A 25,554-nucleotide genomic window follows, 5' to 3' on the forward strand; every position below is an offset into this window, starting at 1 on the left:
GCCCGGTCAGAAGTCCGCGCGCAGGCTGAGGTTGTAGCGGGTGTCGTCGCGGAAGAAGCCCTTGGGCACGGTGGTGCCGTTGGTGTCGATGATCTCGCGGCTCTTGAACGTCGAGTTCAACAGGTTGGCCACCTGCAGTGCCACCTTGACGTGCGGGGTCAGCGCGTAGATCAGCGAGCCGTCCAGCCGGCCCTGGGAGGCGGCCATGACCGGCAGGAACGGATAATCCGCCTCCTGGCCCGTGATGAGGAACTGCGAGCGCCAGTTCCACGCCAGTCGTGCCGACAGCGGGCCTTTTTCGTAATACGCGGTGAAGTTGAAGGTATCGCGGGACAATTCGCCGGGCGGCAGCTTGAGCTGGTTGACGCACTGCGTGGCCGGCAGATACGTGGCGGGGCAGTAGTTGACCACGCCGAAGGCCAGTCCATGCGGCTTGATGTAGGTGTAGTTGGTCTGCACGCCGAAGCCGGACAGCCAACCAGGCAGGAAATCGAATTTCTGCTGGTAGGCCAGCTCCGCCCCGCCCACGCTGCCCTTCTGGTCGAGGTTGGCCAGGCCCGCCGTGTACTGCTCCGGATAGGTCACGCCGTTGTTCGTCACCGTGGTGTCCACCACGTTGGTGATGTACTGGATGGTGTGGTTCAACTGCTTCCAGAACAGCATGCCGGTCAGCGAACCGGCGTTGCCGAAATACCACTCCTGGCTCAGGTCGAAATTGTGCGCCGTGATGGGCTTGAGGTATGGGTTCGTGCCGTTGTAGCCGTTGCCCACCGTCGGCTCGGTGCTGCCATTGGTGCCGTAAGGCAGCAGCCCGCTGATCGACTGGCCGGCCTCCAACTGGTTGAGCGCCGGCCGGAAGATCGACTCGGAGAATGCGAAGCGGGTGATGAGGTCGTCCGTCCAGCCGATCGCCAGATTGAAGCTGGGCAGCCAGTTGCCGTAGCCGTTGCTGGCCTTTATCGGGCTATACCCGCCGTTGGCAAAGGTCACGTATTGCTGCTGCTGCACCGAGGTGAGCGCGCAGAACGTGCCCGGCGAGGCTGGTTGGGTGCCGTTCTTTGTTATGCCCTGGCAATACTGCGCGACGGTGGCATTGCCGAGAGCCTGCTTCATGTCCGGCAGCAGCATGTAGCCCGCGGCATCGTCCTGGGTATGCACGTAGCGCACGCCGATGTTGCCGCTGATTTGCAGGCCGCTCAGGAAATCCAGGTTGCCGTTGCTGAAGTTCAGGCGGAGATAGGTGGCGTTAGTTTTCTCCCCGTTGGAGGAGATTTCCTGCGGCAGGTAATGCGTGCCCGGCACGAAGGTATAGCCGTACTGGTCGCGTTCGTAGTTGGTGTAGTAGGGACTCCACCAGCTCCAGCCCGGGTTGATGGCCAGCGACTGCTGGTTGATCTGCTTCATCGCGGCGACGGATTGCCAGAATTGCGATTGCGGGTTCAGGTTGAAGAAGGGCGCGACCACACCGAAATCGCCGTTGCTGAAGGCCGGCAGGTTGACGTGGTACGGGGAAACATTGCCGGGTGTGTTTGCGGCCGTGACCGCCAGACCATTCCCGCCAGCGTAGGGCGTGCTGATGTCCCAGAAGTAGCTGTATGGCGAGGAATACAGCGTTTCTTCCTGGTCGCTGTGCCGGAAGCCGAACTGGATGTTGTCCAGCGGACCCTTGTCCACGTCGAAGCTGCCGTCCAGGCGGAAGGCGCGCTGGTTGCCCCAGGATTTCTCCTGGTGATCCTGTGCTGCTGACCAATAGGTATTGTTGGGGTTGGCGAAATACTGGGCCGTCGTTTCGTTGGGATCGGGCGACAACAGTTTGATCGTGGGTACGTTGTCGCCGTGCGTGGCGACGTACCAGTTCGCCTGGGTCATCTGGCGAATGTAGTAGTAGGAATCCGAGTAATCGGAGTGGGTGTCCTGCGCGTCCAGGCTGAGGTGCAGCCGATCATTGACGTTCCACTTCAGGTTGAAGGCGTAGTCGTTGGTCACATAACGCCGCTTGAAAGCGGCGGTATCGAGCTGCGTCGGCACGCCGCCATAGGTGAACGGCAGGAAGGTCGATGCGGCCGGGTCGCCCGAGATAGTGCCGGACTGGAATACCCCGTTGGCGTCGTACACCGGCGTGGTGCCCGCCAGCGGCACGGCACAACCGGCCAGCGTCTGGCCGTTGCAACCATCCGTCGATGCCTGCAAGGTGTGCTCGAAGGTGGTTTCGGAGTCCGATGCCCGATTCCAGGTCAGCGCGGCCTGCCAGGTCTTGTCCGGGCTTTCCCATTGCAGGGCCAGTGCATGGCCGAAGCGCGTGCTGGTCTCGTCCTGGTGGCGAAGATCGCCCCCGACCGGCACGTAGCGATATTCGCCCGGCGCAAGGCCGGGAAAGGCGTCGGTTCTGCCGCCCGGCAGGTTGCAGTCATTGCAGCGCCGTTGGTAATCGACCACGGAAATCGCGTTGTCGGTCTGGTCGATGCGGTCGTAGGCCACGTTGGCGAGGAAACCGAAGCGGCCGATCCCGGTATTCCAGTTGTGGCTGAACAGGCCGGCGATCTGCGGCGTGCCCTTCTTGGCCAGGTCGCCCCAGTACCCGCCAAGGGTGATGGACGTCTGGGTATCCTTGTTGCTGTCGAAGGGCATGCGCGTGTGCAGGTCAATCGAGCCGGCGATGCCGCCTTCGATCATGTCCGCCGTCTGGTTCTTGCTCACCACCACCGAGCCGATCAGCTCGGGCGACACCGTCGAGAAATTGAGCCCCTGGCCGCCGCCGGCGGAGAACACCTCGCGGCCGTTGAACAGCGTGCTGGTGTAGGGCAGGCCCTGCAGGCTGATGTCCGAACCTTGGATCGAGAAATGGTCCGGGTCGGCGGCGACGCCGAAGGCACTGACAGCCACGCCGGGCACGCGTTGCAGGGCCTCGGTCACCGACAGGTCGGGCAGCGAGCCGGCGTCCTGCGCCGAGATGGCGTCGACCACGGTGTCGGCGTAACGCTTGATGTTCTGCGCGCGATTGAGGCTCGACGAGTAGCCGTTGACGGTCATGCCGGTGAGCTGCTTCGCCTCCTTCTCGTTCGCCGTCGTGGCAGCGTTCTTCTTTTTTGCAGCGACCTTCGAATCCTTCTTCGCGGCGGGTGCAGTCTGCGTGGTCTGGTCCGCATCCTGCGGCGCAGATTGCGCATGCGACGGGCCGGCCACGAACAGCGTCATCGCGATCGCGATGGGCAGCAGGCGCAGTTGACTGGCGCCGCCTGCAAGCGGATGCACGGATTGCTTCTTCACTTCGATATCTCCCCGGTTTTCAGTGAACGCTCGGCCAACGCAGTTCCGCCCCTCGACCTCGGTTTCTTCCGCCAGCCGTCCAGACCCCAGACCATCGCCCGCCGTCGTCGGCCAGGTACAACCCCGCATGCCTTCGTAGCCGGCGGGTGGAAGTTGCAGTCGCATGGACGGCTGGCGGCGGAGCCACCACAGGGCGCTTCGCGAACCACAGTCGACGGAGACTTCCCCCCTCCCTCCCTGCGTTGCGCCCCCGCACGACGAACTTCTGGACCCGTCGCAAGCTAATCAAATGTACCAGCGCTGTCAATAGAAAATACTAGCGCTGGTACTTTTGTACGAAATTACTGAAAATCCGAATGGTTGTGCGCGTTCCACTTGGGGTAGCATGGAACGCTGCAAACCATACGGGGGCGGGATCTGCAGATGCCTGCGAGAATCGAAGACGTCGCTGCGCATGCCGGCGTATCCACCAAGACGGTATCCCGCGTGCTGAACGGCAATCCGAGCGTGCGTGCCAGGTTGCGCACGCGGATCGAGGCCTCGATCCGTGCGCTCAACTACGTGCCGAATGCGTCGGCGCGCAGCCTGGCGGGGAACCGCTCGTACCTGGTCGCCTTGCTGTACGACAACCCGATGGCCGGTTCCAGCTACACCATGGAGCTGATCGTGGGCGTGCTGCAAGCGTGCAAGGGGACACCGTACAACGCGGTGCTGCATCCGTTCGACGCAGCGGACGACCTGGCCGCGCGGATCGACGGCTTCGTGGCCACGCACCGGCCGGACGCGCTGGTGCTGGTGCCGCCGCATGCGAACAACGCGAAGCTGCTGCAACGCCTCGACGAGCTGGACATTCCCTACGCGACGATCTCCTCCCGCCTGCACCAGTCACGCATCGACGTCGGTTTCGACGAGCGCAGGGCGGCCGCCGAGATCGTCGAGCACCTGCTTTCGCTCGGGCACCGGCGCATCGGCCACGTCGCCGGGCTACAGGGGCACGGCGCCCGCATCTGGCGGCTCGCCGGCTATCGCGACGCGCTGCGCCGGGCCGACATCGCTTTCGACGAGTCGCTGGTGGTGGACGGGGATTTCGCCTTCGCGTCGGGGGCGGCGGGTGCCCGGGCGCTGCTCGACCAGCGGCGCCCGCCCACGGCGATCTTCGCGGCGAACGACGACATGGCCTGCGGCGTGATGCGCGAGGCCTACGAACGCGGACTGTCGATTCCCGACGATCTGTCGGTATGCGGCTTCGACGGCACACCGGTATCGCAGTTGATCTCGCCCGGCCTGACCACGGTGCACCAGCCATGCCGCGAGCTCGGCTGCCTTGCCGTGCAAAGCGTGCTGCAGTCGATCCGCGATGCCTCCGCACCCCAGCAGGCACGGGTGCCCTACGAGGTGCACTTGCGCGCATCCACGGCCGCGCCCCGGAAACCGTAATATCCGTCCAGCACCGGCGCAGGAGACCTGGCGCGCGGATCGACGAAGCGGAGGGGCGGTGATCGACGACGAGGCCGGAGTGGTGATGCGCGGGCTACCCATGCCCGTCGGTGCATGCGCGGGTGAGGCGCCACCAGTGCGCCGTGCCGGCTGGCCGTTCATCGCGATCTACGGCATGGCCTACATGGGTCTGTGGATGGCGCTGCTGCCGCCCATCCTGGTGGGTCTGGCAATGCGTGTGAGCGAGATTACCCCGGCGCACGCGACGGGCAGCCTGTCGCTGGTGGTGGGCGTGGGGGCGCTGATTGCGCTGTTCGGCAACCCGTTCTTCGGCAGCCTCTCGGATCGCACGACCTCGCGCTTCGGCATGCGACGGCCCTGGCTGATTGCCGGCGCCGCGGGGGGAGTAGTCGGGTTGGCGGTCGTCGCGATGGCCGTGTCGGTTCCGCAACTGCTGCTGGGCTGGTGCATCACGCAACTTGCCTACAATGCGCAGTTGGCCGCGCTGACTGCAATCCTCGCCGATCAGATTCCAGCGTCACAGCGCGGCATGGTATCCGGCATCGTGGGTGTCAGCCTGCCGGTGGGTATGGTGGGCGGCACCTATCTGGTGGAGCTCCTTGCGTATTCCGCGCTGGCCATCTTTCTGGTGCCAGCGGTGATCGCCTTGGCCGGCGCATTCCTCCTGGCTTGGGTATTGCCCGACCATCATCTGGCTGCAATGCAGCGGCCGCGTTACGGGTGGCGCGAATTCCTGGGCAGCTTCTGGATCAATCCGCTGCGTTTCCCCGACTTCGCCTGGGCATGGGGCAGCCGTTTCCTGCTCTATGCCGGTGTCGCGCTGCTGATGACCTACCAGGAGTTCTATCTGATCCATCAGTTGGGCTGCGCCCCGGCTGCTGTGCCGCGGTGGATCTTTCTGTCGACCCTGGTGCAATCCGGTGCGGTAGCAGTCGCCAGTGTCGTGGGCGGCGGGCTGTCGGATGCCCGCGGGCGGCGCAAGGCTTTCGTCTGCGGTACGGCACTGATCTATGCGCTGGCCTTGTTGATGATCGCCTTTGCCACTTCGTACACCTATTTCCTCGTAGCCATGGCGATCACCGGCATCGCGCAGGGGGGATACCTGGCCGCGGATCTGGCGCTGGTGACCGATGTGTTGCCAGAACGAGAAACACATGCAGCCAGGAATCTTGGCATCTTCAACATCGCCAACGTCATGCCGCAGTCGCTGATGCCGGCAATTGCACCGGGCATCCTTTTGGCGAGCGGCGGGAGTTATACCGCCCTGTTCACCATGGCAGCGGCCCTCGTTGCGCTTGGAGCCTGGGCCATCCTGCCGGTGCGTGGCGCGCGCTGAAGATGGCCAACTTGTGTACCAAGCGTGGACCAAGCGCTCGAACGACCCCCTGAAAAGACGAAAGCCCGCATTGCTGCGGGCTTCGTTTACAATTGGTGCCCAGGAGAGGACTCGAACCTCCACGGAGTTGCCCCCGCTAGCACCTGAAGCTAGTGCGTCTACCAATTCCGCCACCTGGGCAGGTGTCACACCGCTCACCGAGCTGCGTGAGCCGCGTAATTTAGGCATCTGTCGGCGGCTTGTCAACACTTTTCACATCCATTCGCTGCGACGTGGCATGCTCCGCGGCGCAAACATCACAAGGACCTTGAGTGACCAGAAAAACTCCCCCCCGTTCCGGCCATCCCCAGGACTCGCGTGCCGCAAAGAAGCCCGCCAAACAAGCGCCGCGAGTCACCACTGCACCCGACAAGCGCAACAAGGCTGCCGCAGGCGCCGTGCGCGATCCCCATGCCGATCGCGAGGCGCGGCGTTATGCGCGCCCGATCCCCAGCCGCGAGGCGATCCTCGCCCTGCTCGAACAGCGTGGCGAATTGCTGACCGAGGCGCGCATCGCCGAGGCGCTGGACATCCACGATGAAACCGACCTGGAGGCGTTGCGCAAACGGCTCGCTGCGATGGTGCGCGACGGTCAGCTGCTGCTGGGCCGGCGCGGTGGCTACGCGCCCACGCAGAAGCTCGACCTGATCGCCGGCGTGGTGCTGGCCAATGCCGAGGGCTATGGCTTCCTGCGCCCGGACGAGGGCGGCGACGACCTGTACCTGTCGCCGCAGCAGATGCGCGCGGTGATGCACGGCGATCGCGTGCTGGCCAGCGTGGTCGGCATCGACCGCCGCGGTCGCCGGCAGGGCGCGATCGCCGAGGTGCTGCAGCGCCGTTCGCCGCGGCTGGTCGGCCGGGTGGTGATCGACAACGGCGTGACCCTGGTGACGCCGGACGACCGCCGCCTGAACCAGGACGTGATGATCAAGCCCGGCCGCGAGCTGGGCGCGCGTTCCGGCCAGATCGTGGTGGCCGAGATCACCGACCCGCCGACCCTGCAGCGCGGCCCGATCGGCGAGATCCGCACGGTGCTGGGCGAGCGCCTGCAGCCGTCGCTGGTGGTGGAGATGGCGATCGCCAGCCACGACCTGCCGCACGAATGGCCGGCCGAGGTGCTGCGCGACGCGGCGCAGGTGGAACCGGCGGTGACCGCCGCCGAGCGCGAGGGCCGCACCGACCTGCGCCAGCTGCCGCTGGTGACCATCGACGGCGCCGACGCGCGCGACTTCGACGACGCGGTATACGCCGAGCCCAAGCGTGGCGGCGGCTGGCGCCTGATCGTGGCGATCGCCGACGTCTCGCACTACGTGCAGGTCGGCAACGCGCTGGACAAGGAAGCGTTCGAGCGCAGCACCTCCACCTACTTCCCCGGCTTCGTGGTGCCGATGCTGCCGGAGACGCTGTCCAACGGCATCTGCTCGCTGAACCCGAGCGTCGAGCGACTGTGCATGGTCTGCGAGATGCTGGTCGACACCGAGGGCAACGTCACAAAGTCGAAGTTCTACGACGCGGTGATGCTGTCGCATGCGCGGCTGACCTACGACAAGGTGTGGCAGGCGGTGGGCCTGCGCGAAGCGGACGCGCGCCACGAGGTGGCCGATGTGCTGCCGCAGCTGGAGCACCTGCATGCGCTGTACAAGGCGATGGCGGGCCAGCGCAAGCGCCGCGGCGCGATCGACTTCGAGACGCCGGAGGTGAAGTTCCGTCTCGACCAGACCGGTGGGGTCGAATCGATGGGCGCCACCGAGCGCAACGACGCGCACAAGCTGATCGAGGAATGCATGATCGCCGCCAACGTGCAGGCGGCGCTGTTCCTGGAGAAGAAGAAAATTCCCGCGCTGTTCCGCGCGCATGAGCCGCCGCCGGCGGAGAAGTACGAGGACCTGCAGCAGTTCCTGCGCGAGTTCAAGCTGCGCATGCCGCCGGTCGACGAGGTGACGCCGGCGGACTTCGCCGAAATCCTGCGCATGGTGCAGGATCGTCCCGAGCGCGAACTGATCCAGAGCGTGCTGCTGCGTGCGCAGAGCATGGCGGCGTACCAGCCGGACAACCGCGGCCACTTCGGCCTGGCGCTGCAGGCGTACGCGCACTTCACCTCGCCGATCCGCCGCTACCCCGACCTGCTGGTGCATCGCGCGATCCGCTACGCGCTGAGCGGGGGCAAGCCTTCCGACTACGCCTATACGCCCGCCGAGATGGCGGCGATGGCGATCCACTGTTCGCAGCGCGAGCGCCGCGCCGAGGAGGCCGAGCGCGACGTGGACGAGCGCTTCAAGTGCGCGTGGATGGAAAAGCACATCGGCAGCGAGTTCGACGGCGTGGTCACCGGCGTCACCTCGTTCGGCCTGTTCGTGGAACTGGACGAGTCGAAGGTATCCGGCCTGGTGCACATCAGCCAGCTGATGAACGACTACTACCACTTCGATGCCACCCGCAAGCTGCTCAGGGGTGAGCGCACCGGCGCGCAGTTCCGCCTCGGTGACCACGTGCGGATCAAGGTGCTGCGCGCCAGCCTGGAAGACCGCAAGATCGACTTCCGGCTGGTCTCGCCGCGCACGCCGGCCGCACCGCTGGCCGGCAGCGGCAAGGCCTACGACTATGCCGCCGCGGGCGAGCGTTACTCACTGCCGAAGAAGGCCGCCGCTACGGCCAAGGCACCGGGCATGTTCGGTCGGGCGGCCAAGGCGATCGGCCGCGCGTTTGGTCGCAAGGAGGTCGAGGTCGCTGCACCGCCGGCGCCGGCCCCGCGCAAGGCCGCGGTGAGTGATCATCCGCCGTCGCGTGCAGCGGCGGCAACGCGCCAGCAGGCTGGTGGTGGGCAGCAGCAGGGCCGCAAGGTCGAGCCGTCATCCGACCGTCGTCCGCGCAAAGGCGATTCCGCCAAACGCGGGCCGGTCCCCGCTGCCGCCCCGCAGACGCCGAAGAAACACGCTGGCCGCAAATCGAAACCGAAAGGCAAGTCATGAGCGAGAGCTGGATCGTCGGTATCAATCCGGTGGAAGGCGCGTTGAGCAACGACGCCGAGCGCGTGCGCGAGGTGCTGGTGGAGAACGGCCAGCGCAATGCCCGCGTGCTGGAGCTGGCCGAGCGTGCGCAGAAGCTGAAGATCCCGGTGCAGCATCGTCCGCGCGACGAGCTGGACCGGCTGGCCGGTGAGGCCCGCCACCAGGGCGTGGCCGCGCGCTATGAAGCGGCGCCCGCGGCGCATGAGAGCGACCTGCCCGGCCTGCTGGAGCGCGACGGCAGCGACGCGCTGGTGCTGGTGCTCGACGGCGTCACTGACCCGCACAACCTCGGCGCCTGCCTGCGCAGCGCGGCGGCGGCGAAGGTCACCGCGGTGATCGTGCCGAAGGATCGCGCGGTGGGATTGACACCGGTGGTGCGCCGGGCCTCGGCCGGCGGTGCCGACCGCGTGCCGCTGATCGCGGTGACCAACCTGGCGCGCACGTTGCGCGAACTGAAGGACGCCGGCGTGTGGATCACCGGCCTGGCCGGCGACACCGACACCACCGTCTACGGCGTGGACTTCCAGGGACCGGTGGCGCTGGTGCTGGGCAGCGAAGGCGAGGGCCTGCGCCGACTGACCCGCGAGTTGTGCGATTTCGTGGCGAAGATCCCCATGCCGGGCACGATGGAAAGTCTCAACGTCTCCGTCGCCACCGGCGTCGCGCTGTTCGAGGCCCTGCGCCAGCGTGGAGCGAAAAGATGAATTTTTTCTGGTACGACTGGGCCGGCTATCTCGGCGTGGCGCTGGTGCTGCTGGCGTTCTTCCTGTTGCAGGAGCGCAAGTTGCAGGGCAGTGGCCTGGTCTACCAGTTGATGAATGTGCTGGGCGCGATCGGCGTGATGCTGTCGCTGGGCTTCGGCAACTTCAATCTGGCGGCGTTCATCATGCAGGTGGCGTGGTTGCTGATCGGCAGCTACGGCATCGTGCGTGGCATCAAGCGTCGACGCGAGGCTCGCGAGTTGCCGTAGCGGCGGCGTGCGCAGGGACGACCCTGTGCGCTTTCCCATTGCGGGGACGGCCCTGCCACACACAGAGGAACACCACATGGCGTGGATCTATCTGCTGCTGGCCGGCCTGTTCGAAGTGGTCTGGGCTATCGGCCTCAAGTACACCGAAGGTTTTACCCGGTTGTGGCCCACGGTCGGCACGTTGGCGGCGATGGCGGTCAGCATCGTGCTGCTGGCGATGGCGGTGAAGACGCTGCCGATCGGTACCGCCTATGCGATCTGGACCGGCATCGGCGCGGTCGGCGCAGTGGTGCTGGGCATCATGCTGTTCGGCGACCCGGCCACGCTGCCGCGGCTGCTGTGCGTGGCGCTGATCGTGGTCGGCATCGTCGGCCTCAAGCTTACCGCCGGCTAGCTGAAGAACAGTAGGGCGGGCACCGTCCGCCGCTCTCGCGGAAATCATTCAACTGCAAAAGCCGGCGGGCGGTGCCCGCCCTACGGAGCGGCGTGCGTTCCCGGTTCACTCGCCGAGCTTGGTGGTTTCCGGGCTCGAGGTAAGGTCGCGCTTGCTGCGCTGCTTGTCCAGCGGCTCGCCAGTGACCTGGAACCACACGTTCTCGGCGATGTTGGTGGCGTGGTCGCCGATGCGCTCGATGTTCTTGGCCATGAACAGCAGGTGGGTGCACGGCGTGATGTTGCGCGGGTCTTCCATCATGTAGGTGAGCAGCTGGCGAAAGTAGCCGGTATAGGCCTCGTCCAGCACCACGTCGTCCTTCCACACCTGGTAGGCGCGTTCGGCATCGCGGTCGCGGTAGGCCACCAGTACCTGTCGCACTTCGGCTGCAGCCAGCGCGGCCAACTGGTGCAGGCCGCCGACCGGAGCCACCGGCGCCACCATCGACAGCGGGATCGAGCGCTTGGCGACGTTGGCGGCGTAGTCGCCGATGCGTTCGATGTCCGAGGCAATGCGCAGCGCTGCGTACACGTTGCGCAGGTCGCTGGCCATCGGCGCGCGCAGCGCCAGCAGGCGCACCACGTCGTGGCCGATTTCCTGTTCCAGCTGGTCGATCGCGTCGTCGTTGCCGACCACGCGCTGGGCGGCGCGCTCGTCGCGCCGCTCGAGCACGTCGATGGCCGCTTCAAGCTGCGTCACCGCCAGTTCGCCCATGCGCACGATCTCGCCGGTGAGCCGGGCCAGTTCGCTGTCGTAACTCTTGATGATGTGGTCGGTGCCGGTGTTCATGTATGCCTCGTGTCTTGTCCCTTCTCCCTCTGGGAGAAGGTGCCCGAAGGGCGGATGAGGGTGCGGGCGGAGTGAGGTGACAAGGCTTGGCCCATACCCTCACCCCCAACCCCTCTCCCATGGGGAGAGGGGCCTTGATCAGCCGAAGCGCCCGGTGATGTAGTCCTCGGTCTGCTTCTTGCCCGGTTTGGTGAAGATCTTCTCGGTCTCGTCGAACTCGATCAGCTCGCCAAGGTACATGAAGGCGGTGAGGTCGGAGACGCGCGCCGCCTGCTGCATGTTGTGGGTGACAATGACGATGGTGAACTGGCTTTTCAACTCTTCCACCAATTGCTCGATGCGGCTGGTGGCGATCGGGTCGAGTGCCGAGGTGGGTTCGTCCAGCAGCAGCACTTCCGGCCGCAGCGCGATCGCGCGGGCGATGCACAGGCGCTGCTGCTGGCCGCCGGACAGGCCGAGCGCGTTCTGCTTGAGCTTGTCCTTCACCTCGTCCCACAGCGCGGCGCTGCGCATGGCCTGTTCCACGCGACCTTCCATGTCCGGCTTCGACAGCCTCTCGTGATGGCGGATGCCGTAGGCGACGTTCTCGAAGATCGTCATGGGGAACGGCACCGGCTTCTGAAACACCATGCCGACCTTGCTGCGCAGGCGGTTCAGCGAGTAGCCGGGATCCAGGATGTTCTCGCCGTCCAGTTCGATCGAACCTTTCGCCTCCTGCTTCGGGTAGATCGCGTAGATGCGGTTGAAGATGCGCAGCAGGGTCGATTTGCCGCAACCGGACGGGCCGATGATCGCGGTGACCTGCTTCTCCGGAATGTCCATGCTGATGTTTTTCAGCGCCTGGAACCCGCCGTAGTAGAAGTTCAGGTCGCGCACGATGAGCTTGGGTGCGACGGCTGCTGCCGCCGCCACCGGCGCGGGATTCGTGGCGAGGGCGGAATCAGTCATGGGATACCTTGTTGCGGGAAAGGATCAGGCGCGAGGCCAGGCTCAGCAGCAGCACGAACATGGTGACCACGAACGCGCCGGCCCAGGCCAGGGCGTGCATGGCGTCGCCCGGGTCGTTGGCGTACTGGTAGATGATCTGCGGCAGGCTGGACATCTTGTCCATCGGGTTGAACGCCATGTAATTGTTGCCGAACGCGGTGAACAAGAGCGGCGCGGTCTCGCCGCTGATCCGCGCCAGCGCCAGCAGCACGCCGGTGATGATGCCCGAGCGCGCGGCGCGGATCAGGATCTGCAAGGTCAGCTTCCACTGCGGCACGCCCAGCGACAGCGCCGCCTCGCGCAGCGTGGACGGCACCAGCCGCAGCATCTCGTCGGTGGTGCGCACGATCACCGGCAGCGCGATCAGCGCCAGCGCCACGCCGCCGGCGAAACCGGAGAAGGTGGTCTTGCCGTGGGTGAGGGCGGTGCTCGGCAGCACGATGATGGTGTAGACGAACAGACCCATCACGATCGATGGCGCCGACAGCAGGATGTCGTTGAGGAAGCGGATTGATTCGCCCAGCCGGGTGCGGTTCGCGTATTCGGCCAGCCAGGTGCCGGCCAGCACGCCGATCGGGGTGGCGAGGCCGATGCCGATGAAGTTGATGATCAAGCTGCCGGCCATCGAGTTCAGCAGGCCGCCGTCCTCGCCATAGGCGGTGACCTTGGTGAACAGCTTCAGGTCCAGCGCGCCGATGCCCTGGCGCAGGGTTTCCCACAGGATCCAGGCGAGGAAGGCCAGGCCGACCAGGGTGGCCAGCATGCTCAACGACATGGCGACCGCGTTGGTGACGCGGCGGCGCAGGTACAGCGCGCTCATCAGCGTCCCTCCTTGCTGGCCAGCCGGCGCAGCATTAGCCGCGCGATCAGCAGCACGATGAAGGTGACCACGAACAGCAGGAAGGCCAGCGCCATCAGCGCGGACTTCTGCAAGCCGACCGCCTCGCTGAACTGGTTGGCGATGGTCGAGGCGATCGAGGCGCCCGGATCGAGCAGCGACGCCGACAGGTGCATCGCATTGCCCAGCACGAAGGTCACCGCCATGGTCTCGCCCAGCGCGCGGCCGAGGCCGAGGAAGATGCCGCCGATCACCGCCGAGCGGGTATATGGCAGCACGATGTCCCACGATACTTCCCAAGTGCTGGAGCCAAGCGCATAGGCCGACTCCTTCAATCGTGTCGGTACGGTCTGGAACACCTCGCGCATCACCGAGGAGATGAACGGGATGACCATGATCGCCAGCACGATGCCGGCCACCAGGATGCTGGCGCCGAACGGGTAGTCGCTGCCGAACAGCTTGCCGATCAACGGCACGTGTTCGGCCACCCACGACAGCTTGCCGTCGTCGGGCTTGTTGCCGAGGTTGCTGGTCAGCCACGGCTTGATGTGGTCGGCGAAGAACGGGGCGAAGATGAACAGGCCCCACATGCCGTAGATGATCGAGGGAATGCCGGCCAGCAGTTCGATCGCCGAGGCGACCGGCGTACGCAGCCAGGTCGGCGCGACCTCGGAAAGATAGACCGCTATGCCGAAACTGATCGGCACCGCGATCAGCAGCGCGATGAACGAGGTGACGACCGTGCCGTAGACCGGCACCAGCGCGCCGTAGACCTCATTGCCCGGATCCCACTCCGCACTGACCAGGAAGTGCCAGCCGAACGCGCTGAACGCGTCGCGGCCACCCCACAGCGTGGCGCCGGCGGCACCGAGCAGGGAGGCCAGCACGAGCAGCGCACAGCCCTTCAACAGCCAGCGGAACAGCCGCTCGTGGCGGGCATCGCGACGGCTGCGCTGTTCCAGGATGTCGGGAGCCGGGATGGCCGTTTCGGTCGCTGGCATGAGGATCCAGTAGTGCGGATAAAAACTTGAAATCCCCCGCCGACAGGATCGGCGGGGGATTTCGTTTCACGGCATCAATGCTTGAACTCGGACGCCCAGTACGCTTCGATCTGGCTGACCAGCGAGGCCGGCAGCGGCACGTAATCGAGTTCGCTGGCAGCCTGCTGGCCGTGTTCCAGCGCGGACTTGAAGAAGTCGAAGGCGACCTTGCTGTTGCCGGCGTTCTTCGGCGACTTGTACATGATCATCCAGGTGGTGGCGGTGATCGGCCACGCCTGCTTGCCCGGTGCATTGGTCATGATCAGGTTGAAGTCCTTGGCGCTGGTCCAGTCCGCCGTGGCGGCGGCGGCGGCGAAGGCATCGGCGCTCGGCTTCATGAAGTTGCCGCTGGCGTTCTTCAGGTCGACCCAGGCAAGCTTGTTTTTCACCGCATAGGCGTATTCGACGTAACCGATCGAGCCCTTGATCTGGCGTACGTACTGCGACACGCCTTCATTGCCCTTGCCACCCACGCCGGTCGGCCATTCCACGGCGGTGCCGAACTTCACCTGGCTGGCCCACTCCGGGCTGACCTTGGACAGGTAGTTGGTGAAGTTGAACGAGGTGCCCGAGCCGTCCGAGCGGTGCACCACGGTGATCTTGCCGGCCGGCAGGGCCAGGCCGGCGTTCAGCGCGGCGATCTTCGGATCGTTCCAGTTCTTGATCTTGCCCAGGAAGATGTCAGCCAGGGTGGCGCCGTCCAGCTTGATCTGGTCGGCCTGCACGCCGGAGATGTTGACCACCGGCACGATGCCGCCGACGACGATCGGGAACTGGCCCAGGCCGAATTTCTTCAGGTCCTCAGCCTTCATCGGCGCGTCGGAGGCGCCGAAATCGATGGTGCCTTCCTTGATCTGCGCGATACCCGCGCCGGAACCGACCGACTGGTAGTTCAGGTGGTTGCCGGTCTTCTCGGCGTACGCCGCCGACCACTTGGACATGACCGGGTAGACGAAGCTGGAGCCGGCACCGGTAATGTCGGTGGCGTGCGCGGCTGCGCCGAAGGTCGAGGCCACGGCAAGCGCGGCCACGGCAGCGAAGCGAAGTGGAGTTTTGTTGATGGTCAACACGGTAGCTCCTTGGAGGGAAGTCGGATGCGACCCCACCATTTCAGGCTTTTCGTGTTGCCATTGGATGAAATGAATGTTGCAGGCATATGACAAACTGTCACATGGCCGTTTCATGCGGGCTGAGCCTGGCATTCGGCGACGCACGACGGCCGCAGCCGGTGGTGGCGCGCCTGCACGACGGATCAGGCGGCGTCGAGGCCGCTGCGGGCCTGCTCGAACAGTTCCAACTGGCGCCAGCGGTTGACCACGCTGCAGAACAGTTCGGCGGTGCGCTCGGCGTCATACACCGCCGAGTGTGCCTCGCGGCTGTCGAACGCGTGGCCGGCGGCCAGCACCGCCTTGCTCAGCACGGTCTGGCCGTAGGCGAGGCCGCCGAGGCTGACCGTATCGAAGCAGCTGAACGGGTGGAACGGATTGCGCTTGTGGCCGCAACGACGCACCGCCTGGTTCAGGAAGCCGAGGTCGAACGCGGCGTTGTGGCCGACCAGGATCGCCCGCTGGCAGCCGGCCGCGCGCACCGCCTCGCGCACTACATGGAAGATATGGTCCAGCGCCTGCCTCTCGGCCAGCGCCCCGCGCAGCGGGTTGGTCGGGTCGATGCCGGTGATCTCCAGCGAACGCGGGTCCAGATTGGCGCCTGAAAAAGGCTCCACGTGCGTGGATACGGTGGGCTGCGACCGCAGGTAGCCACCTTCGTCCATGGTCAAGGGCACCGCGGCGATCTCCAGCAGGGCGTCATGCTCGGCATCGAAGCCGCCGGTTTCCACGTCAATCACCACCGGCAGGAAACCGCGAAACCGCTCAGCCATGCGCGGCGCGGTAATGTTGTTGCTGGGAATATCCATCGACGAAGCATATCAGCCGCATCATGCGGCATGAGATGCGCACTTTCCTGCGGTGTCGTGGTGCTGTCTTTGATTTGTCATCAAATCTGCACCCAACCGTAAAATTCCCGGGTCAGAATTGTTAACCAATCGCTAGCCAGCCATCGGATCGAGGGGGCGATCGAGATGCTTTTCACCCACTTGCGGAGAATCACATGCGTTCCAAACTGATTGCGGTGGCGATTGCCGCCGGCCTAGGCCTCACCAGTGTTGCAGCTTCCGCGGCGCCGGCGCAGAGGGCGCCGGCGCAGAGCAGGACGGCCGCCGCCAACAATGGCGAGATCGAACAGCTGAAGGCACAACTGGCCGCGCTGCAGTCCAAGGTGGACGAACTGGAACAGCGCACCGACGCCCAGTCCGAGATCAACGTCAGCACCGGCCAGGCGGTGGAGAAGGCCACCAATGTGACGGCGGCCAGCGACAAGAAGCTCGCCGCGCTGTCGAAGGCGATCAACAACACCACGCTGTCGGGCAAGATGTTCTTCGACTTCACCAGCATCGACGACAAGAACAGCGACAAGGGCAAGAGCGACAAGTCCGGCATCGGCATGGACGTGAAGCGCTTCTACCTCGGTATCGACCACCAGTTCAACGATATCTGGTCGGCCAACCTGACCACCGATTTCAACTATGTCAGCAACGATGGCCAGACCAACCTGTTCGTCAAGAAGGCCTACGTGCAGGGCAAGTTCGACCAGGCTGCGGTATTTCGCATCGGTTCGAGCGACTTGCCATGGATCCCGTTCGTCGAGAAGTACTACGGCTTCCGCTATGTCGAGAACGTCCTGACCGACCGTCTGAAGTACGGCACCTCGGCCGACTGGGGCCTGCACCTGGGTGGCGACATCGGCGCCAGCAAGTCGCTCAACTATGCGGTGTCGGTGGTCAACGGCAACGGCTACAAGAACCCGGGCCGCAGCAAGGGCGTGGATTTCGAAGGCCGCGTCGGCTTCGTGCCGTTCGAGAACATGATCGTGGCGGTCGGCGGCTACAGCGGCCATCGCGGCCAGGAGACCGAGAACATCGATGCGCAGCATACCGCCACGCGCGGCGACTTCATGGTGGCCTATGCCAGCAAGGACTTCCGCGTCGGTGCCGAGTACTTCACCGCGAAGAACTGGAACAACGTGCGCACCCTGTCTTCGGACAAGGCCGACGGCTACTCGCTCTGGGGTAGCGTGGCGGTGGCTGACAACGTGAACATCTTCGCCCGCTACGACAATGCCAAGCTCAGCAAGAGCCTGGATCGCGATGCCAAGGACAGCTATTACAACGCCGGCGTCGAGTACCAGGTGACCAAGGGCTTCAAGCTGGCCGGCGTGTGGAAGCACGGCAAGGTCGAAAAGTCGGTCACCACCCCGGTGCCGCCGCACGTGCAGAACACCAAGACCAACGAGATCGGCGTGTTCGGCGAAGTGTCATTCTGATGCCATGCCACTGACACGTGCAGGCGACACGCTGCCTGCACGGGTTGAGTGACAGACGGTCTATCGCAAGGGAGTTCCACCCAGGGAAGGAAAACGGCGGGCATCAGCCCGCCGTTTGCTTTTCCGCCGTCGGGCGGACCGTGGTCAGCGATGGTCCAGCGTGGCCCCGGTCAGCAGGCCGCGGGCCAGCATGCTGCACTGGCGCCGGTACAGCAGCAGCTGCCACTGGCGCCCGCCGAGTTGCCGCCACAGCACCGCCGAACGCACGGCGGCGAGCAGGTTCGTGCGCACCTTTTCCACCACGGCGGTCTGCTGCAATTGCTGCGGGTTGCCGCTGACCATCACTCGCGGCTTGAGGATCGACAGGGTCGATGCGTAGACCTCGGCCAGCCGGCTGCTGACCTGGCTGGAATCCTGGCCGAAATGCTCGACCTGCCGCTGGGCGGCGATAATTCCCTGCTGCAGTTTCTCCAGCAGGTCCGCGCGCGATGACAGGCTGCGCTCCAGCCGCATCACGGTCACCGTCATGCGCGTCACCGACATGTCCGGGGTGCTTTCGTCCAGTTGCGCAATCAGCGTGCGCAGGCCGAGCCGCACGTTCGAGATGTTGCCGTACACGCCGACCACCGAAGGCGCGTCGATGCGAAACACGCTGGCCACGCTGGCCTCCATCGCGGCTTCGTCGCAGCGCCCCTCGTTGGCCAGCTGCTGCGCCAGTGCACAGGCCTGGAATAGGCCGGCGAGGGCGAGCACGCGCTCTTCGGTCATGGAAAAAGTTTCAAACACGAGCTTGCGATTCTCCTGCGGGATGCGTGGGGAAGGATTGGAATGGCGGCAGCAGGCTGCCGTAGGGCGCGTCGGTGGCGGCGATCACCGCGCCGCCGAGGCAGACCTCGCCATCGTAGAGGACCACCGATTGCCCGGGGGTGACGGCACGCTGGGGTTCGTCGAAGCGTACCTCAAGTCCGTCGTCGGTCACCCCGACCTCGCAGGCCTGGTCGGCCTGGCGGTAGCGGGTACGCGCGGTGCAGCGGAAATGGGTGGCCGGCGCGGCGCCGGCAATCCAGCTGGGCAGCTCCGAGCGCAGCCGGCGTGAATACAACCAGCGGTTCTCGCCGCCCTGGGCCACGTACAGCACGTTCGCCGCCACGTCCTTGCCGACCACGTACCACGCCTCGCCGCCGGCGCCGTGGCGGCCGCCGATGCCCAGCCCGTTGCGCTGGCCCAGCGTGTAGTACATGGCGCCCTGGTGTTCGCCGACCAGCTCGCCGGCGGGCGTGCGCATCTCGCCTGGGCGAGCGGGGATGTACTGGGCCAGAAAGCCGCGGAAATCGCGCTCGCCGATGAAGCAGATACCGGTGGAGTCCTTCTTCGCGTGGGTAGGCAGCCCCGCCGCGCGGGCCATCTCGCGCACACGGGGCTTCTCGATCCCGCCCAGCGGGAACAGTGTGGCGGCCAGCTGCTGCTGACCCAGTGCGTGCAGGAAATAGCTCTGGTCCTTGGCCGCATCCACCGCGCGCAGCAGCCGGTAGCGGCCGTCCTTGCAGTCGACGCGAGCGTAGTGGCCGGTGGCGATCTTCTCGGCACCGAGCGTGCGGGCCTCATCCAGGAAGGTCTTGAACTTGATCTCACGATTGCACAGCACGTCCGGGTTCGGCGTGCGCCCGGCGCGGTACTCGGCGAGGAAGTGTTCGAACACGCCGTCCCAGTATTCCGCGGCGAAGTTGCGTGTGTGGAACGGGATGCCGAGCCGGCCGCATACGGCCACGGCATCCTTGCGGTCGGCATCGGTCGTGCAGGGGCCGCTGCGCTCGTCCTCCTCCCAGTTCTGCATGAACAGGCCTTCCACCTGGTAGCCGGCCTGCTGCAGCAGCAGGGCCGCCACCGAGGAGTCGACGCCACCGGAGATGCCCAGCATCACCTTCACGATGCGCTGCCTGCGGGGAAGTGGCTCAGCACATCCAGCGGCAGCCGCTGGCCGGACAGCCACAGGTCGATGCTCTGCAGGATCATCGGGCTGCGCAGGCGCTCGCCCAGGGCGGCGATCTCGGCCCGGGTCAGCCACACGGCGCGGCGGATGTCGGTGTCCAGCGCACGCTGCGGGTCGTGGCTGAGCGCACGCGCGGCGAAGCTGAAGCGGACCACCACGTCGCCGTGCTCGGTGCTGCGCCACTGGTGCACGCCGATCAGGTGCTGCAGTTGCACCGTCCAGCCGGTTTCCTCCAGCGTCTCGCGCAGGGCGGCCGCGGCGAGGCTTTCGCCGTCTTCCAGATGGCCGGCCGGCTGGTTCCAGGCAGGCCGGCCGTTGACCTCTTCCTCGACCATCAGGAACCGCCCGCCGTCGGCCACCACGCAGGCGACGGTGACGTGCGGGCGCCAGACTTCGGCAGGGGCGAGGGCGGCGGGCATGCGGGAACGTGGGGCTGGAAAAAGCGTCATTGTGCCATCACCTCTGCCATCGCACCGCGACAGGTGGACGCACCGTCGCAGCGTATACTCCCAGCCAGAAACACGATGCCGGAAAACATGGTCCATCAACCCGACAACGAGCAGGACAGCGGCCGCGGCCTGGCGCTGGAAACCGCCAAGCCCGAGGTGGCGCGACCCCCACTGTTCCAGGTACTGCTGCTGAACGACGACTTCACCCCGATGGACTTCGTAGTCGAGGTGCTGCGTACCTTCTTCAACCTGGATCAGGAACAGGCGGTGCAGGTGATGCTGCACGTCCATACGCGCGGACGGGGCGTATGCGGTGTATTTACCCGCGAAGTGGCCGAAACCAAGGTAACCCACGTCAACGAATATTCACGCTCCCATCAACACCCGTTGCTGTGCACTATGGAAAAGCTTTGAGCGACCCCATTTTGTGCTCATCGCGGCGCTGAAGGCCGCTCAACATTGCAAGCGGAGATGATCCGAATGTTCAGCAAGGATCTGGAAGTCACCATCGGCCACTGCTACAAGCGGGCCCGTGAACAGCGCCATGAATTCATGACGGTGGAGCACCTGCTGCTGGCGCTGACCGAGAACCAGTCGGCGCTGGGCGCCCTGCGCGCCTGCGGTGCGGACCTGCCGCGGCTGTCGGCCGATCTGGAACGCATCATCAACGAGACCGTGCCGGTGCTGCCGCCCGGCGATGAGCGCGACACGCAGCCGACGCTGGGCTTCCAGCGCGTGCTGCAGCGCGCCGTCTATCACGTGCAATCCTCCGGCCGCAAGGAAGTCACCGGCGCCAACGTGCTGGTGGCGATCTTCGGCGAGAAGGATTCGCACGCGGTGTACTTCATGCACCAGCAGGAGATCACCCGCCTCGACGTGGTCAACTACATCTCGCACGGCATCGCCAAGATCGGCGACGAGCCGGCGGCCGGCGTGTCCGGCGGCGAGCGCGAGGGCGAGGAGGGCGGCGAGCCGAAGGGCAACCCGCTGCACGAGTTTGCCAGCAACCTCAACGAGCTGGCGCTGGAAGGCAAGATCGACCCGCTGATCGGCCGCGCCGACGAGATCGAGCGCACCATCCAGGTGCTGTGCCGCCGGCGCAAGAACAACCCGCTGTACGTGGGCGAGGCCGGCGTGGGCAAGACCGCGCTGGCCGAGGGCCTGGCCAAGCGCATCGTCGACGGCGAGGTGCCGGAAGTGCTGGAAAGCGCCACCATCTGGTCGCTCGATTTGGGCGCGCTGGTGGCCGGCACCAAGTACCGCGGCGACTTCGAGAAGCGCCTGAAGGGCGTGATCGCGCAGCTGAAGAAGCAGCCGGGCGCGATCCTGTTCATCGACGAGATCCACACCATCATCGGCGCCGGCTCGGCGTCGGGCGGCACCATGGACGCGTCGAACCTGATCAAGCCGATGCTCGCTTCCGGCGAGCTGCGCTGCATCGGTTCGACCACGTTCCAGGAATACCGCGGCGTGTTCGAGAAGGATCGCGCGCTGGCCCGCCGCTTCCAGAAGATCGACGTGGTCGAGCCGACCGTGGCCGACAGCATCGAGATCCTCAAGGGCCTGCGCTCGCGCTTCGAGGAACATCACCACGTGGCGTACACCAACGAGGCGCTGAAGGCGGCGGTGGACCTGTCGGTGAAGCACATCCCCGACCGGCTGCTGCCGGACAAGGCGATCGACGTGATCGACGAGGCCGGTGCCCGCCAGCGGCTGCTGCCGGAAGACCAGCGCACCGGCAAGGTCGACGTGGGCGAGGTCGAGTACATCGTGGCGAAGATGGCGCGAATCCCGGCCAAGCAGGTGTCGGCCTCGGACCGCGACGTGCTGCGCAACCTCGAGCGCAACCTGAAGATGGTGGTGTTCGGCCAGGATCCGGCGATCGAGGCGCTGGCTGCGTCGATCAAGATGGCCCGCTCGGGCCTGGCCGATCCGTCCAAGCCGATCGGCTGCTTCCTGCTGGCCGGCCCCACCGGCGTGGGCAAGACCGAGGTGACCAAGCAGTTGGCGATGCAGCTGGGCATCGAGATGATCCGCTTCGACATGTCCGAGTACATGGAGGCGCACTCGGTGTCGCGGCTGGTCGGCGCGCCTCCGGGCTACGTCGGCTTCGACCAGGGCGGCCTGCTGACCGAGGCGGTCACCAAGCACCCGCACGCGGTGCTGCTGCTGGACGAGATCGAGAAGGCGCACCCGGACGTGTTCAACATCCTGCTGCAGGTGATGGACCGCGGCGTGCTGACTGACACCAACGGCCGCGAGGCGAACTTCAAGAACGTGGTGGTGGTGATGACCACCAACGCGGGTGCGGCGATCGCCGCACGACGCAGCATGGGCTTCGTCGAGCAAAAGCACGAATCGGATGCGATGGAAGTGATCCGCCGCATCTTCACCCCGGAGTTCCGCAACCGGCTGGACGCGATCATCCAGTTCGGTGCGCTCGACTTCGAGCACATTCTGCGCGTGGTCGACAAGTTCCTGATCGAGCTGGAAAGCCAGCTGACCGAGAAGCGGGTGAGCCTGGACGTGGGCGCCGATGCCCGCCGCTGGCTGGCCGAGCACGGCTTCGACCCGCAGATGGGCGCGCGACCGATGGCGCGGGTGATCCAGGAAAAGGTGAAGCGCGCGCTGGCCGACGAGCTGCTGTTCGGCAAGCTGGCCGAGGGCGGCGTGGTCCGCCTGAGCGTGGCCGATGGCGAGCTGAAGGTCGACTGCAAGGCGGCGGAGAAGCTGCCGGCCGTGGTCGAGTAAACCGGGAAGCGGGGCAAAGCAAAGGCGGCGCATGGGCGCCGCCTTTGTCATGTCCGCTGCCGTCGCCTCGCGGGCGCGGCAGCCGGCAACACCGCCGCGCTTACTTCATGCGGTAGGTGATGCGGCCCTTGCTCAGGTCGTACGGGGTCATTTCGATCTTGACCTTGTCGCCGGTAAGGATGCGGATGTAGTGCTTGCGCATGCGGCCGGAAATGTGGGCGATGATGACGTGCCCGTTTTCCAATTGCACACGAAACATGGTGTTCGGCAGGGTCTCCTGGACCGTGCCTTCCATTTCGATGACGTCGTCTTTGGCCATGTGTTCCGGGGTTCACGCGCAGCCGTCATGGCTGCGTAAGCCGTCGATTATGCCACGGATGGGGGCATGGTCAAAGAATCATCAGCGCCGGCCCGGGGCGATGGAGGTCAGGTGAAATGCTCGTCCAGCTTGCGCTGGATCTCCTGTTCGATCATGCCTTTCAGCGGCCCCAGCAGCAGGCCCAGCTCGGCCTTGACCTGGATCGTCTCCTTGCCCACGGCGATCGAGCCGCTGACGCCGGGGCGGGAAAACAGCAAGGTGTCGTCCAGCCAGCGCCCATCCATGCCGAACTTCTCGCGCATGCGCGCGGCCACCAGGTCGACCACGGCGCGGGCCTCGGCGATCGGCAACTGGTGCGGGCGGCGGATATCGATCTTGGGCATGGCGGGCTCCTGGCAAAGACGCATCTTAATGCGATGTGGCCGCATGCTAGAGTCTCGCGGTCCATCGACCGGTTGATCCATGCGTATCGAATTTCCCCATGCGGCCCGCGAGGATTTCCATTGGGTGCAGCCGCAGTTGCGCATCGGCAGCGCGCCCGACAACGATCTCGTGCTGGCCGCCAGCCAGGCGGCGCCGCAGCACCTGCGTATCCAGCAGGATCGCCGCGGCTGGGTGCTGCAGGTGCTGCCGTCGGCCGACCGCATCTACGTCAACGCGCGGCCGGTGCGCGAGCGCGCCTTGCTCCGCGCCGGCGACGTGGTCAGCGTGGGCGACTGCCGCCTGCTGTTGCGCGATGACGAGGACCCCGCCCAACGCCCGTTGCTGAACGTGCCCGCGCAGGGCCGTTGCACCGTGGCCCTGCGCGCCGTGGCCGGCCCGCTGTCGGGCCGGGTGCTGCCGTTGCAGGACAGCCTGACGTTCGGGCCGCACGGCAATTGTCCGCTGGAGTTGCCGCAGGGTGGTGTCGTGGCGCTGCGGATTTTCTGGGAAGGCGGTCAGCTGTGGCTGGAGACCACCCGCTCGTGCGAGCAGCACCCGTTGCGGGTGAACGGTGTGGTGGTGCAGAAGCTGGCTTTGCACCCCGGCGACCAGATCGGCGTGGCGATGCACCGCTTCGTGCTCGACGGGCCGGGCATGGAGCCGGAGATCGTGCTGGCCGAACCGTTGCCGCCGCACCTGCCGGAAGAGTCGGCCGGCCCGAGCGGCGAAGTGTGGTGGCTGATCGTCACCGCCGCCGTGCTGGCACTGGGCATCGCGCTGGTGCTGCTGATCCGCTTCTGACGACGGGTTGCGGTAGTTGACGGCGTCATGCTGCGCCGCGCCATAATGCGCAAAACACCTTTCGACAGGACGCAGCCGCACGTGAGCAGAGTCTGGAACTTCAGCGCCGGTCCGGCGGCGTTGCCGCTGGCGGTACTCGAACGCGCCCAGCGCGACATGCTGGACTGGAACGGCAGCGGCGCTTCGGTGATGGAGCAGTCGCACCGCGGCAAGCGCTTCATCGCGATGGCCACGCAGGCCGAGGCCGATCTGCGCGAGCTGATGGGGATACCGGGCGACTACGCCGTGTTGTTCCTGCAGGGCGGCGCCACCCAGCACTTCGCGCAGATCCCGATGAACCTGGCGGGCGAGGGCGACAGTGCCGACTACGTCGTCAGCGGCCACTGGAGCGCCAAGGCAGTCAGCGAAGCCAAACCCTACCTGCGGGTCAACGTGGCGGCCAGCAGCGAGCCGGACGACTACCTGAAGCTGCCGCCGCGCGACAGCTGGCGACTCGACCCAAACGCCGCCTACGTGCACTACACGCCGAACGAGACCATCCACGGCGTCGAGTTCCACACCGTTCCCGACGTCGGCGGCACGGTGCCGCTGGTGGCCGACTTCTCCTCGAACATCCTGTCCGAGCCGCTGGACGTGCGCCGTTTCGGGCTGATCTACGCCGGTGCGCAGAAGAACATCGGCCCGTCCGGCCTGGTGCTGATGATCGTGCGCCGCGACCTGCTGCAGCGGGCCGGCCGGCCAATGGCGCGGATCTTCCGCTACGCCGAGCACGCCGCCGCCGACTCGATGCTCAACACGCCGAACACCTGGGGCTGGTACGTGGCCGGGCTGACCTTCCAGTGGCTGAAGGAACAGGGCGGGCTGGGCGCGATGGCCGAGCGCAACCGGGCCAAGGCCGAACTGCTGTACCGGACCATCGACGGCTCCGGCGGCTATTACCGCAACCCGGTCGAACTGTCCGCGCGCTCGCGCATGAACGTGCGCTTCACCCTGCACGACGCTGCGCTGGACGCGGCGTTCCTGCAGGAGTCGGAAGCGGCCGGCCTGATCGCGCTGAAGGGCCACAAGGCGCTGGGCGGCATGCGTGCCTCGCTGTACAACGCGGTGCCGCTGGAGGCAGTCGAGGCGCTGGTGGCGTTCATGCGGGACTTCGCGCAGCGGCACGGCTGAGAGGTTGTGATTTTTTCAACCTCTCAGACCGGCCACGGCGAGGGCATGGCGAGGGCATGGATGCCCGAGTTGAGGCAACGCAGGAGCAGTTGCCCGATGCCCGAG

23 protein-coding genes and 1 tRNA gene are annotated in these 25,554 nt (G+C 65.9%); 11 read left to right on the top strand and 13 right to left on the bottom strand.

Translation table 11 applies throughout. The annotated features are described in order from the left end of the window. Positions 1 to 6: 6 nt before the first annotated feature. The gene (locus AC3WTD_RS13465; RefSeq protein WP_492614070.1) at positions 7 to 3,267 is read right to left on the bottom strand and encodes a TonB-dependent receptor; all 3,261 of its coding nucleotides are present in this window, start codon (positions 3,265 to 3,267) and stop codon (positions 7 to 9) included. 423 nt (positions 3,268 to 3,690) lie between these two features. Between AC3WTD_RS13465 and AC3WTD_RS13470 the strand changes: the two genes are divergently transcribed. Both AC3WTD_RS13470 and AC3WTD_RS13475 read left to right on the top strand, forming a co-directional pair. Next, positions 3,691 to 4,704, top strand: a complete 1,014-nt coding sequence (locus tag AC3WTD_RS13470; protein ID WP_492614071.1) for a LacI family DNA-binding transcriptional regulator — start codon at positions 3,691 to 3,693, stop codon at positions 4,702 to 4,704. 58 nt (positions 4,705 to 4,762) lie between these two features. Beyond that, on the top strand, positions 4,763 to 6,061 hold the full coding sequence (locus AC3WTD_RS13475; protein WP_027491770.1) for an MFS transporter: 1,299 nt from the start codon (positions 4,763 to 4,765) through the stop codon (positions 6,059 to 6,061). A gap of 93 nt (positions 6,062 to 6,154) precedes the next feature. On the opposite strand, the gene AC3WTD_RS13480 is transcribed toward AC3WTD_RS13475, so the two are convergent. Then, positions 6,155 to 6,241, bottom strand: a tRNA-Leu gene (locus tag AC3WTD_RS13480). A gap of 257 nt (positions 6,242 to 6,498) precedes the next feature. Here AC3WTD_RS13480 and rnr point away from each other — a divergent pair. The 4 genes from rnr (at position 6,499) to sugE (ending at position 10,472) form a co-directional block, all read left to right on the top strand. Next, on the top strand, positions 6,499 to 9,069 hold the full coding sequence (gene rnr, locus AC3WTD_RS13485) for a ribonuclease R (protein WP_492614072.1): 2,571 nt from the start codon (positions 6,499 to 6,501) through the stop codon (positions 9,067 to 9,069). Further along, a complete protein-coding gene (gene rlmB, locus AC3WTD_RS13490) occupies positions 9,066 to 9,812 on the top strand; it encodes a 23S rRNA (guanosine(2251)-2'-O)-methyltransferase RlmB (protein WP_027491771.1) in 747 nt (248 codons plus the stop codon). Before rnr ends, rlmB begins: the two co-directional genes overlap by 4 nt. After that, the gene (locus tag AC3WTD_RS13495) at positions 9,809 to 10,078 is read left to right on the top strand and encodes a CBU_0592 family membrane protein (protein WP_027491772.1); all 270 of its coding nucleotides are present in this window, start codon (positions 9,809 to 9,811) and stop codon (positions 10,076 to 10,078) included. The genes rlmB and AC3WTD_RS13495 overlap by 4 nt, the downstream gene beginning before the upstream one ends. Positions 10,079 to 10,154: 76 nt before the next feature. Continuing rightward, positions 10,155 to 10,472 (top strand): quaternary ammonium compound efflux SMR transporter SugE, encoded by a 318-nt coding sequence (gene sugE, locus AC3WTD_RS13500; protein WP_492614073.1) that lies wholly within the window; start codon positions 10,155 to 10,157, stop codon positions 10,470 to 10,472. Between the two features lie 105 nt (positions 10,473 to 10,577). Here the strand turns inward: sugE and phoU are convergent, their stop codons facing one another. The 6 genes from phoU to rnt all read right to left on the bottom strand — a co-directional run bounded on the left by phoU (position 10,578) and on the right by rnt (position 16,080). Beyond that, a complete protein-coding gene (gene phoU, locus AC3WTD_RS13505) occupies positions 10,578 to 11,300 on the bottom strand; it encodes a phosphate signaling complex protein PhoU (RefSeq protein ID WP_027491774.1) in 723 nt (240 codons plus the stop codon). A gap of 138 nt (positions 11,301 to 11,438) precedes the next feature. Further along, positions 11,439 to 12,248, bottom strand: coding sequence for a phosphate ABC transporter ATP-binding protein PstB (gene pstB, locus AC3WTD_RS13510; RefSeq protein ID WP_027491775.1), 810 nt, complete (start codon positions 12,246 to 12,248; stop codon positions 11,439 to 11,441). Further along, positions 12,241 to 13,107, bottom strand: a complete 867-nt coding sequence (gene pstA / locus AC3WTD_RS13515) for a phosphate ABC transporter permease PstA (protein WP_027491776.1) — start codon at positions 13,105 to 13,107, stop codon at positions 12,241 to 12,243. The genes pstB and pstA overlap by 8 nt, the downstream gene beginning before the upstream one ends. Further along, positions 13,107 to 14,126, bottom strand: coding sequence for a phosphate ABC transporter permease subunit PstC (gene pstC / locus AC3WTD_RS13520; RefSeq protein WP_492614074.1), 1,020 nt, complete (start codon positions 14,124 to 14,126; stop codon positions 13,107 to 13,109). The genes pstA and pstC overlap by 1 nt, the downstream gene beginning before the upstream one ends. 74 nt (positions 14,127 to 14,200) lie before the next feature. Beyond that, the gene (gene pstS / locus AC3WTD_RS13525; RefSeq protein ID WP_027491778.1) at positions 14,201 to 15,232 is read right to left on the bottom strand and encodes a phosphate ABC transporter substrate-binding protein PstS; all 1,032 of its coding nucleotides are present in this window, start codon (positions 15,230 to 15,232) and stop codon (positions 14,201 to 14,203) included. A 185-nt stretch (positions 15,233 to 15,417) separates the two neighbouring features. Then, positions 15,418 to 16,080, bottom strand: coding sequence for a ribonuclease T (gene rnt, locus AC3WTD_RS13530; RefSeq protein ID WP_027491779.1), 663 nt, complete (start codon positions 16,078 to 16,080; stop codon positions 15,418 to 15,420). Between the two features lie 194 nt (positions 16,081 to 16,274). Between rnt and AC3WTD_RS13535 the strand changes: the two genes are divergently transcribed. Continuing rightward, positions 16,275 to 17,546 (top strand): porin, encoded by a 1,272-nt coding sequence (locus AC3WTD_RS13535; protein ID WP_027491780.1) that lies wholly within the window; start codon positions 16,275 to 16,277, stop codon positions 17,544 to 17,546. Between the two features lie 144 nt (positions 17,547 to 17,690). Here the strand turns inward: AC3WTD_RS13535 and hflD are convergent, their stop codons facing one another. Genes hflD through AC3WTD_RS13550 form a run of 3 tightly spaced genes read right to left on the bottom strand, consistent with a single transcriptional unit; the run spans position 17,691 to position 19,955 of the window. After that, on the bottom strand, positions 17,691 to 18,314 hold the full coding sequence (hflD, locus tag AC3WTD_RS13540; protein ID WP_235642027.1) for a high frequency lysogenization protein HflD: 624 nt from the start codon (positions 18,312 to 18,314) through the stop codon (positions 17,691 to 17,693). Between the two features lie 10 nt (positions 18,315 to 18,324). Further along, positions 18,325 to 19,473 carry a tRNA 2-thiouridine(34) synthase MnmA gene (gene mnmA / locus AC3WTD_RS13545; RefSeq protein WP_027491781.1) on the bottom strand — a complete coding sequence of 383 codons (1,149 nt, stop codon included), beginning with the start codon at positions 19,471 to 19,473 and terminating at the stop codon, positions 18,325 to 18,327. Beyond that, positions 19,470 to 19,955, bottom strand: coding sequence for an NUDIX hydrolase (locus AC3WTD_RS13550; RefSeq protein ID WP_027491782.1), 486 nt, complete (start codon positions 19,953 to 19,955; stop codon positions 19,470 to 19,472). Before AC3WTD_RS13550 ends, mnmA begins: the two co-directional genes overlap by 4 nt. A gap of 117 nt (positions 19,956 to 20,072) precedes the next feature. Here AC3WTD_RS13550 and clpS point away from each other — a divergent pair, with 117 nt between their 5' ends. After that, complete coding sequence (gene clpS, locus AC3WTD_RS13555; protein ID WP_027491783.1) at positions 20,073 to 20,399, top strand: ATP-dependent Clp protease adapter ClpS; 327 nt, start codon at positions 20,073 to 20,075, stop codon at positions 20,397 to 20,399. A 66-nt stretch (positions 20,400 to 20,465) separates the two neighbouring features. Next, the gene (gene clpA / locus AC3WTD_RS13560) at positions 20,466 to 22,736 is read left to right on the top strand and encodes an ATP-dependent Clp protease ATP-binding subunit ClpA (RefSeq protein ID WP_027491784.1); all 2,271 of its coding nucleotides are present in this window, start codon (positions 20,466 to 20,468) and stop codon (positions 22,734 to 22,736) included. A 100-nt stretch (positions 22,737 to 22,836) separates the two neighbouring features. Here clpA and infA read toward each other — a convergent pair whose 3' ends face one another. Both infA and AC3WTD_RS13570 read right to left on the bottom strand, forming a co-directional pair. Continuing rightward, positions 22,837 to 23,055, bottom strand: coding sequence for a translation initiation factor IF-1 (gene infA, locus AC3WTD_RS13565; protein ID WP_007508585.1), 219 nt, complete (start codon positions 23,053 to 23,055; stop codon positions 22,837 to 22,839). 107 nt (positions 23,056 to 23,162) lie between these two features. Continuing rightward, positions 23,163 to 23,438: a polyhydroxyalkanoic acid system family protein gene (locus tag AC3WTD_RS13570; protein WP_027491785.1), complete on the bottom strand. Its 276-nt coding sequence runs from the start codon at positions 23,436 to 23,438 to the stop codon at positions 23,163 to 23,165. A 79-nt stretch (positions 23,439 to 23,517) separates the two neighbouring features. Between AC3WTD_RS13570 and AC3WTD_RS13575 the strand changes: the two genes are divergently transcribed. Beyond that, positions 23,518 to 24,279: an FHA domain-containing protein gene (locus tag AC3WTD_RS13575; protein ID WP_492614075.1), complete on the top strand. Its 762-nt coding sequence runs from the start codon at positions 23,518 to 23,520 to the stop codon at positions 24,277 to 24,279. Between the two features lie 81 nt (positions 24,280 to 24,360). Next, the gene (serC, locus tag AC3WTD_RS13580; RefSeq protein WP_492614076.1) at positions 24,361 to 25,449 is read left to right on the top strand and encodes a 3-phosphoserine/phosphohydroxythreonine transaminase; all 1,089 of its coding nucleotides are present in this window, start codon (positions 24,361 to 24,363) and stop codon (positions 25,447 to 25,449) included. The last annotated feature ends 105 nt before the right edge of the window (positions 25,450 to 25,554 follow it).

The sequence above is a fragment of the Rhodanobacter sp. FW106-PBR-R2A-1-15 genome (genome assembly GCF_058789735.1).

Excerpts from the sequence above, each read along its gene's own strand:
- AC3WTD_RS13470 (WP_492614071.1), top strand. The coding sequence starts at position 3,691 with ATGCCTGCGAGAATCGAAGACGTCGCTGCGCATGCCGGCGTATCCACC.
- rlmB (WP_027491771.1), top strand. The coding sequence starts at position 9,066 with ATGAGCGAGAGCTGGATCGTCGGTATCAATCCGGTGGAAGGCGCGTTG.
- AC3WTD_RS13495 (WP_027491772.1), top strand. The coding sequence starts at position 9,809 with ATGAATTTTTTCTGGTACGACTGGGCCGGCTATCTCGGCGTGGCGCTG.
- sugE (WP_492614073.1), top strand. The coding sequence starts at position 10,155 with ATGGCGTGGATCTATCTGCTGCTGGCCGGCCTGTTCGAAGTGGTCTGG.
- phoU (WP_027491774.1), bottom strand. The coding sequence starts at position 11,300 with ATGAACACCGGCACCGACCACATCATCAAGAGTTACGACAGCGAACTG.
- pstB (WP_027491775.1), bottom strand. The coding sequence starts at position 12,248 with ATGACTGATTCCGCCCTCGCCACGAATCCCGCGCCGGTGGCGGCGGCA.
- pstA (WP_027491776.1), bottom strand. The coding sequence starts at position 13,107 with ATGAGCGCGCTGTACCTGCGCCGCCGCGTCACCAACGCGGTCGCCATG.
- pstC (WP_492614074.1), bottom strand. The coding sequence starts at position 14,126 with ATGCCAGCGACCGAAACGGCCATCCCGGCTCCCGACATCCTGGAACAG.
- rnt (WP_027491779.1), bottom strand. The coding sequence starts at position 16,080 with ATGGATATTCCCAGCAACAACATTACCGCGCCGCGCATGGCTGAGCGG.
- AC3WTD_RS13535 (WP_027491780.1), top strand. The coding sequence starts at position 16,275 with ATGCGTTCCAAACTGATTGCGGTGGCGATTGCCGCCGGCCTAGGCCTC.
- hflD (WP_235642027.1), bottom strand. The coding sequence starts at position 18,314 with ATGACCGAAGAGCGCGTGCTCGCCCTCGCCGGCCTATTCCAGGCCTGT.
- AC3WTD_RS13550 (WP_027491782.1), bottom strand. The coding sequence starts at position 19,955 with ATGCCCGCCGCCCTCGCCCCTGCCGAAGTCTGGCGCCCGCACGTCACC.
- clpS (WP_027491783.1), top strand. The coding sequence starts at position 20,073 with ATGGTCCATCAACCCGACAACGAGCAGGACAGCGGCCGCGGCCTGGCG.
- clpA (WP_027491784.1), top strand. The coding sequence starts at position 20,466 with ATGTTCAGCAAGGATCTGGAAGTCACCATCGGCCACTGCTACAAGCGG.
- infA (WP_007508585.1), bottom strand. The coding sequence starts at position 23,055 with ATGGCCAAAGACGACGTCATCGAAATGGAAGGCACGGTCCAGGAGACC.
- AC3WTD_RS13570 (WP_027491785.1), bottom strand. The coding sequence starts at position 23,438 with ATGCCCAAGATCGATATCCGCCGCCCGCACCAGTTGCCGATCGCCGAG.
- AC3WTD_RS13575 (WP_492614075.1), top strand. The coding sequence starts at position 23,518 with ATGCGTATCGAATTTCCCCATGCGGCCCGCGAGGATTTCCATTGGGTG.